The sequence below is a fragment of the Methylobacterium sp. WL116 genome, from assembly GCF_008039455.1.
GTDB lineage: Bacteria > Pseudomonadota > Alphaproteobacteria > Rhizobiales > Beijerinckiaceae > Methylobacterium.
This window is the reverse complement of sequence record NZ_VRUV01000553.1, coordinates 1-2,864: the sequence shown is the minus strand read 5'-3', so window position 1 is coordinate 2,864 and position 2,864 is coordinate 1. Positions and strand designations below refer to the sequence as shown.

Genomic DNA, 2,864 nt, shown 5'->3' with positions numbered 1-2,864 from the left:
CCGGATCGCCCGCGGCCTCGCGCAGGCGCTCGGCGCGCTCGTCGATCTCGGCCCGATCGATCGGGCGCTGCGGCTTGGCCGGGCTGCCGGCGTAGACGAAGCCGCCGGCGAGCTGGGCGCGCGGAAACACCGTCGCGCCGGCCTCGATCACGACGCCGTCGCCGACGCTCGCCCCGTCGAGGATCACCACGTCGTCCTCGATCACCACGTCGGACCCGACCGTGCAGGCATGAACCACGCTGTTGCGCCCGACCGTGACCCGGTCGCCGACGCGGGTGCCGTGGGTGAAGGTCGCGATGTGGACGGTGGAGCGGTGGCCGAGCCAGAACCGGTCGCCGAGCGTCACCGGCTGCCCGTCGGCGCGGATCACGCCGTCGTCGCCGATCCAGGCCTGGCTGCCGAGGCGGACGGCGCCGATCGCCGTGCTGCCGCGCCCGCACCAGACGGGGCGGCTCGCGAATTCCGGCAGGACGCCATCGTAGGGCAGGATCAGTTCAGGCGTCACGTCTTCGTCCTTCGGCGCGGATCGGCCGCCCCCCGCGGAGAGCGGGCCGATATGCCATATAGGCGCAGGCGGTGGCCGAGTCAGGCGCAAGCGTGTTTCGTCGTCACGCCGCCGTCAACCGCGTCGCCGCGATGAGAGACCGATGCCCGCTGCTTCCCTGCCCTCCGTCAGCATCCAGGCCGAGCCCTTCGACGTCGCCGCCGAGATCGACGCGCTGAACGCGCAGCTCGCCGGTCGCGCCGGCGCGGTCGTCACCTTCACCGGCCTGTGCCGCAACGAGGGCGGCCGGCTGACGGCGCTGGAGCTCGAGCATTATCCCGGCATGGCCGAAGCCGAAATCGGGCGCGTGGCGGCGGCAGCCGAAGCGCGCTGGCCGCTCCAGGCGGTCCGGGTGATCCATCGCTACGGCCGCGTCGCGCCGGGCGCGGGCATCGTGCTGGTGCTGACCGCATCGAGCCACCGCGTCGCGGCCTTCGAGGCGGCGAGCTTCCTGATGGACTACCTCAAGACGCGCGCCCCGTTCTGGAAGCGCGAGCATCTCGTCGACGGGACCACCGGCGGTTGGGTCGAGGCGGCGGAGGCGGACGACGCGGCCGCCGCGCGCTGGGCCGCGATCCTCGGTGCAGAGGCGGCGCCCGAGGGTTGACCCGGGCGGCGCGGGGGCGCTCGTGAGCGCCGACGCCGCACCAGTTTCGAAGGACGACATGGCCGAACCCAAGACCGAAGCGTTCGCCGGGCCCGTCGGCCCCTGGCGAGGGACGCTGCCGCTCGCCGCATCCGGCATCGCCGTGGTGTCGTTCGTGGCGCTGCTGGCGCTGGCCTGGATGTCGGTGGCGACGCTGTTCCTGGTCTTCGCCGGGGTGCTCCTCGGCGTCTTCCTCGACGGGCTAACCCGTGGCCTCGGCCACGTCCTCCCCCTGCCCCGCGGCCTGCGGCTGACGATCGCCAGCCTCGCGGTCGCGGCGGCGGCCATCGGCCTGATCGGCTTCGGCGGCGCGACCGTGGTGCAGCAGGGGCGCGACCTCGGCCAGACGATCAAGAGCCAGGCGGGCACGGTCACGTCGTGGCTGTCGTCCTACGGCATCGACCTGCCGATCCTCGACTCCGTCGGCGGCCCTGACGGCAAGGGCAAGGACGAGAAGCCCGCGCCCAAGGACGACGCCAAGAAGCCGGAAGGCCTCGGCGGCCTCGCCTCGAGCGCGATCAAGAGCCCGGGCTCGCTCCTGTCGGATGCAGGCAACGTTCTGGGCCCGGCGGCGGCGGTGATCATCGGGCTGTTCAGCGCGCTCGGCAACGTGCTGGTGATCGTCTTCCTCGGCCTGTCCTTCGCCGCCGATCCGGCGAGCTACCGCGACGGGGTGCTGCGCTTCATCCCGCCCAGGAAACGCGATCGCTGGTCGAAGGTGCTCGACGGGGCCGGCGAGACCCTGCGGCATTGGCTGTTCGGCCAGCTCATCACGATGACGGTGATCTTCCTGTGCATCTGGGGCGGCCTCGCCTTCCTCGGCATCGGCGGCTCGCTGATTCTCGGGCTCCAGGCCGGCCTGCTGGCCTTCGTGCCGACGGTGGGTCCGCTCGTCGCCGGCGTGATCATCCTGCTGGCGAGCCTCGCCTCGGGGGTGAACGCGCTGCTCGGCGCGCTCGGCGTCTACCTGCTGGTGCAGTGCCTGGAGAGCTACGGGCTGACGCCGTTCATCCAGAAGCGCGCCCTCGACATCCCGCCGGCGACGATCTTCGCCGGGCAGCTCGTGCTCGGCGTGATCTTCGGCCTGTGGGGCATCGCGCTGGCCCTGCCGATGATGGCGGTGATCAAGGTGCTGCTGGAGCAGCTCTACGTCGAGGACACGCTCGGCGAGGACGCCACGGTCTGACGCGCTGTGGACGCCCTACCCTTTCAGGGCGCCCTCGATCATCGCGGCGACGGCGAGGGCCCGCCCGTCGTCGCCGAACCGGGCGATCACCTGCACGCCGACAGGCAGTCCGTCCCCCGGCACCGGCACGTTCACGCAGGGCACGCCCATCAGCGTCCACAGGCGGTTGAAGCGGGCGTCGCCCGTCGAGGCCAGCGTCCGCGGCGCGAAGCCGGGGGCCGAATAGGTCAGGATCGCGTCGAAATCCGAGAACAGCGTCTTCAGCAGGCGCCGCGCCCGGTGCGCCTTGCGGCGGGCGTCGTCGTAGGCGGCCGCGTCGAGCCCCTGCGCGGCGTCGAGCTGCGGACCGAGCCGCGGGCTCAGGGCGTCGCGATGGTGGGCGTATTCCCAGGCCAGCGCCTGGCGCGCCTCGAAATCCTGGACCGTCCCGTGGCTCTCGAACGCCGCGGCGAACTCCGCCGGCAGCGCGAAGTCGCGCACCAGCGCGC

4 protein-coding genes are annotated in these 2,864 nt (G+C 72.6%); 2 read left to right on the top strand and 2 right to left on the bottom strand.

Annotation, left to right across the window (positions count from 1 at the left end; genetic code table 11):
• The coding region (locus tag FV223_RS24375) for a gamma carbonic anhydrase family protein (protein WP_147729388.1) at nucleotides 1–505 on the bottom strand (505 nt) is incomplete at its 3' end.
• A gap of 142 nt (nucleotides 506–647) precedes the next feature.
• Between FV223_RS24375 and FV223_RS24370 the strand changes: the two genes are divergently transcribed.
• Nucleotides 648–1,151: a molybdenum cofactor biosynthesis protein MoaE gene (locus tag FV223_RS24370; protein ID WP_147729387.1), complete on the top strand. Its 504-nt coding sequence runs from the start codon at nucleotides 648–650 to the stop codon at nucleotides 1,149–1,151.
• Between the two features lie 58 nt (nucleotides 1,152–1,209).
• Nucleotides 1,210–2,376, top strand: coding sequence for an AI-2E family transporter (locus FV223_RS24365; protein WP_147729386.1), 1,167 nt, complete (start codon nucleotides 1,210–1,212; stop codon nucleotides 2,374–2,376).
• A gap of 15 nt (nucleotides 2,377–2,391) precedes the next feature.
• Here the strand turns inward: FV223_RS24365 and FV223_RS24360 are convergent.
• Nucleotides 2,392–2,864 (bottom strand): amidase family protein (locus FV223_RS24360; RefSeq protein WP_246689788.1); only part of this gene is annotated, 473 nt, incomplete at its 5' end.